This window comes from Vibrio sp. 10N.222.48.A3, assembly GCF_041475345.1.
Classification (GTDB): Bacteria; Pseudomonadota; Gammaproteobacteria; order Enterobacterales; family Vibrionaceae; genus Vibrio; species Vibrio tasmaniensis_A.
Window position 1 is genome coordinate 1 of record NZ_JBFRVX010000429.1, and the last position, 3,934, is coordinate 3,934.

Sequence of the window (3,934 nt, forward strand, 5' to 3'; positions counted from 1 at the left end):
GCCTTGAAAGCTGCTAACGAACAGATAACTCAAAAGTGATTTACGAGGCTTGGCACTTTTCGTTTAAAGTTTGACTAATGTTTAAGGTCATATGGTTTTGGGCAGTAGCGTTGCTCGGACCGTAAACGTGATGTTGACAGGGAGAGTTATGAATCAACAAGAAGCCTTTATAGGTTTTGCGGTTTATGGGCTTATCAGTAGCTCAATTGGCTTTTTTACGTTTTTTATTATCAAAGGTGCGAAGTACAAACAAACATTGTGGACTTTGCAGTCTGTTGTTTTTGGTATCTTCTCGATTGGTTTTATCTATAGCTCAGGTGGTAATGGGTCAGAATTATTGGTCTGGGTTCCGCTGGTTATCTTGACGTCTATTTACAATATCCACTCATTGAAATTTTGTGTTTCTTGTGGAAAAACTAACGTAAGAAAAAGAGGATTATCATCCATAAAATCATGTAGTGGATGTGGTAATGCTTTATAGTAAAACTACGATATACCAGACGTTTGTTCATTTTTAGTTTCAGCCTTAAAAGGAAGTTGTATGAATTTAGATAAAGCTAAAAAACGCATCGCAAAGCAGGTTAAAAAAGGCGACAACGGATACCCAAAAATCACGCTAGCGTATTACGGAACGACAAAAGATCTCGCAACGGAAGTTTCGGTTCAATTTATGTTGGGTGAGAGCGATGGTGTTCAAGAGGAGCGTTTCTCTTGCGAAACAGAAATTCGAGATAATGAGTTAATCCAGACAACGTTACTCAAGATAATCGAGCGAGCGAATGTTAACTCAGTGATTGAAGGTGAAGGCGTGACGGTTCTTTAGTTTGCTTTGAGTCTAAGCGTTTGTTTATTAATGTCGGTTTGGAACCTAATTCAGTCAGCGAACTTAGGTTATAACGAAATTGTCTATATACGTGCTTAAAGGAATAGGGAAATGCAAGAAAATGACACTGTATTACGATGTGGAAACTGTAATAAGAAAACGTCACACATCAGGTTAAGCGCGTCCGAAGTGAAGTTAAAACAGCAGGAGAAAAACACCCTCAAGTCACGAATTCTAAATATTGCATTCGGCGTGTTATTGGGTTCACATAAATCAAAATCAAAAATTAGCTACTTCAAGTGCTCGGTTTGTCATGCTGAGTACGATGATAGCGAAAGCGCTCCCCATGGTTGGGGCTAATTGGCCTTGTTGCTATGAACTCACTTCTCAACGTTTATCGTGAAGGTTTGCCGATTATTGGTATGATGCCTCTATAGTCTTCAAGAGGTTTTATGATGTTGAAAATGAAAAGTAGTGTACTTGCGGTGTGTTTATTCGGTTTTAGCATGGGTGCTACCGCTTCAACACTAGAAGAGTGTGCCAAACTCCTTCCTGATGGTCACACGTATAAAGTAGAGATCATTTTAGACGTAGATAAGACTGATAAGGAGCCAACGGTTACTGGTAGTTTTGGGGTGACGGGTGGAGCCGATGCGCCAGAGACTTTCGATATCGGTGATTTTGTCGAGTGTGCTGGCCCTTTGATCAAAACCGTAGATACAGGCAGCAACGAAGCGTCTAATTCCTAGTCAGTGGTTATCTTGTTGGTCAGCTCATTAGCCAGTTAACGAATTCATAAAAATACCGCCTTAATCAACGGCGGTATTTTTTATTACGCTTATTACATCATTCAGCACAGAACCAGAGAACATTCAGCAGAGAACATAGAGCAGAAATACTAGTTAACGTGAGCTAATTCGACACTCTGCGTTTCGTTCGCCACCTTCCAATCTCCTCCTAAGGCTTTATATACTGCAATCGTAGTATTGGCGGTTTGAAGCTTGGCGGCTACTTGGCGATCTTGCATCGCTTTTTGTTGTCTTTGTGCGTCTAACACCGACAAGTAATCGACTAGCCCCGCTTTGTATAGCGACTTTGCCTTGCTCACCGCGTTATCAACGGCAAGGGTAGCTTCATTGATGCGCTTTTGGTTCTCTTGGCTACGGCCATAGGCAAACAAGCTTGAATCGACTTCTGCAAAGGCGCTGTCGACAGAGTGTTGGTAGTTAAGCGCTGCAGAACGGAACCTTGCTTCGTTCATTTCTACCATGGCTTCGCCTCGGCCACCATCGAATACATTCCAACTGATACCGGCAGAAGCAGCCCAACCGAATGAGTCGCTACTGAACAGATCATCAAAGCTTCCTGCCGTCACACCTGGCGTACCCGTTAGGAAGAACTTTGGATAGCGATTAGCAATGCTTGCACCAAGTTCTTCGTTAATGGCTGCCATTTCGCGTTCTGCGATTCGGATATCTGGGCGTCGTTCTAATAAGTCAGAAGGTAAGCCTGTCGGAATTACATCGTTCATTCGCGGAAGGGTGAATTCACCGACTAAACGTTGGTTTACGCTCGTGAGTGATTCGCCTAACAACACCGCCATACGTTGTTTGTGAACTTGCTCTGCTATTTCAAGTTGAGGAACAATAGATTCAGTCGCCGCAAGCATGGCTTTGGCTTGAGCAAGATCTAACTCAGACCCGTAGCCGCTGCGAACCACTTTGGTGACCAATTCTAAAGTCTGCTTTTGGTCGGCTATGTTCTCTAGTGCGATCATTTTTCGCTCTTGCGCGCCACGATATTGCAGGTAGTTGTGAATGACATCGGCAGTGATCAAGGTGTTCAAGCCTGATTGGAATATCTCGGCTTGTTCAACTCGAATCGTCGCTGCGTTGGATTGTTTGTCGATACGTCCAAACAAGTCCATTTCCCACGCGATGCTCGCACCTAAGAACCCACCATCGTGTTGGGCTTCAAGTAACGACATGCCCGTTGCTGACTCAACCGCATCAGAGGCACCAAATACCGGGCCGAGTAGGGAGTCGTTCTCACTCAGTTGGTAGTTGTAATAACCGCCGCCGACATTGATGGTTGGGACTTTGAATGATTCAACAACGCTTTTGTATGAGTTCGCCATGTTGATTCGCTCGGCGGCCAGTTTAAGTGGGATGTTCTGGTTTTGAACATCGGCCACTAACTGATTGAGCGTTGGATCATTGAACTGTGTCCACCAATGATTGTGATGTTCGTTTTGGCTCACGCCGTCTTGGTTCACATCACCTTGGCTATATAAGAATGTCTCTGCCATGGTCGTTTGCGGTTCTTCGTAATTTGGGCCAACCGCGCAACCTGTCAGCAACAAGGCGAGCGCTATAGGAGCGACTTTAAACTTAGTTAATGGATGCATGTTTATTGCTCCTTGTTGAATGAAGTTGTATTGCCGCTGTTTGAAGGCTGAGGTGTTGCATCAAGCACAATCACGGCGTCTTTGATTGCTTCTGCTACTGTCTTTTTTTCTTCAGTTCGATAGAAAAGCTTGTACAGCGCAGGCATCACAAACAGAGACAACACGGTTGCTGCAGCTAAGCCACCGATAATGGTTGCCGCCATCTGGTCAAACAGTAGGTCGCTTAACAACGGGATCATGCCAAGTGCTGTAGTCAGTGCCCCCATTGAAATCGCCATTGTGCGGTTCACGGTTGCTTCTTTGATGGCGTCAGATAGTGATCGCCCGTTTTTACGTTCAAGTTCTATTTGGTCCATCAATACAATGCCGTTTTTGATGATCATACCTGTTAAGGTTACGGCGCCAATCAATGCCATAAATCCGAATGGTTTATCCAATAGCAATAAGCTGAATGTGGCACCCGTCGCTGCTAGCGGTAGGGTAGTGAAGATAATCACGGGTTGTTTGAATCCGTTAAACATCGCCACCAAGATGATGATCATTAACAAGATTGCTTTAGGTAGCTGTTTAAGAATATCGCTGACGGCTTTGTGCTCGTCGTAATATTCGCCCCCCCATTCAAGGCTATAACCATCAGGCAAATGAATCGCTTCAATTTGCTCTTTGACGGAGTTCCTCACCGCTGCTGGTGTGGTGTAACGACC

5 protein-coding genes are annotated in these 3,934 nt (G+C 44.4%); 3 read left to right on the plus strand and 2 right to left on the minus strand.

The genetic code is table 11. The features are described 5' to 3' along the window. Positions 1–148 precede the first annotated feature (148 nt). The 3 genes from AB4653_RS13090 (at position 149) to AB4653_RS13100 (ending at position 1,572) form a co-directional block, all read left to right on the plus strand. Positions 149–481: a hypothetical protein gene (locus tag AB4653_RS13090; protein WP_009846781.1), complete on the plus strand. Its 333-nt coding sequence runs from the start codon at positions 149–151 to the stop codon at positions 479–481. A 60-nt stretch (positions 482–541) separates the two neighbouring features. Further along, a complete protein-coding gene (locus tag AB4653_RS13095; RefSeq protein WP_102257382.1) occupies positions 542–823 on the plus strand; it encodes a hypothetical protein in 282 nt (93 codons plus the stop codon). A 452-nt stretch (positions 824–1,275) separates the two neighbouring features. Continuing rightward, complete coding sequence (locus tag AB4653_RS13100) at positions 1,276–1,572, plus strand: hypothetical protein (RefSeq protein ID WP_017093512.1); 297 nt, start codon at positions 1,276–1,278, stop codon at positions 1,570–1,572. Positions 1,573–1,721: 149 nt separating this feature from the next. Here the strand turns inward: AB4653_RS13100 and AB4653_RS13105 are convergent, their stop codons facing one another. Together AB4653_RS13105 and AB4653_RS13110 are read right to left on the minus strand one after the other, a co-directional pair. Next, positions 1,722–3,230: an efflux transporter outer membrane subunit gene (locus AB4653_RS13105; protein WP_102257383.1), complete on the minus strand. Its 1,509-nt coding sequence runs from the start codon at positions 3,228–3,230 to the stop codon at positions 1,722–1,724. A 2-nt stretch (positions 3,231–3,232) separates the two neighbouring features. After that, on the minus strand, positions 3,233–3,934 hold a 702-nt coding region (locus tag AB4653_RS13110), incomplete at its 5' end, for an efflux RND transporter permease subunit (protein WP_372104376.1).

Excerpts from the sequence above, each read along its gene's own strand:
- AB4653_RS13090 (WP_009846781.1), top strand. The coding sequence starts at position 149 with ATGAATCAACAAGAAGCCTTTATAGGTTTTGCGGTTTATGGGCTTATC.
- AB4653_RS13095 (WP_102257382.1), top strand. The coding sequence starts at position 542 with ATGAATTTAGATAAAGCTAAAAAACGCATCGCAAAGCAGGTTAAAAAA.
- AB4653_RS13100 (WP_017093512.1), top strand. The coding sequence starts at position 1,276 with ATGATGTTGAAAATGAAAAGTAGTGTACTTGCGGTGTGTTTATTCGGT.
- AB4653_RS13105 (WP_102257383.1), bottom strand. The coding sequence starts at position 3,230 with ATGCATCCATTAACTAAGTTTAAAGTCGCTCCTATAGCGCTCGCCTTG.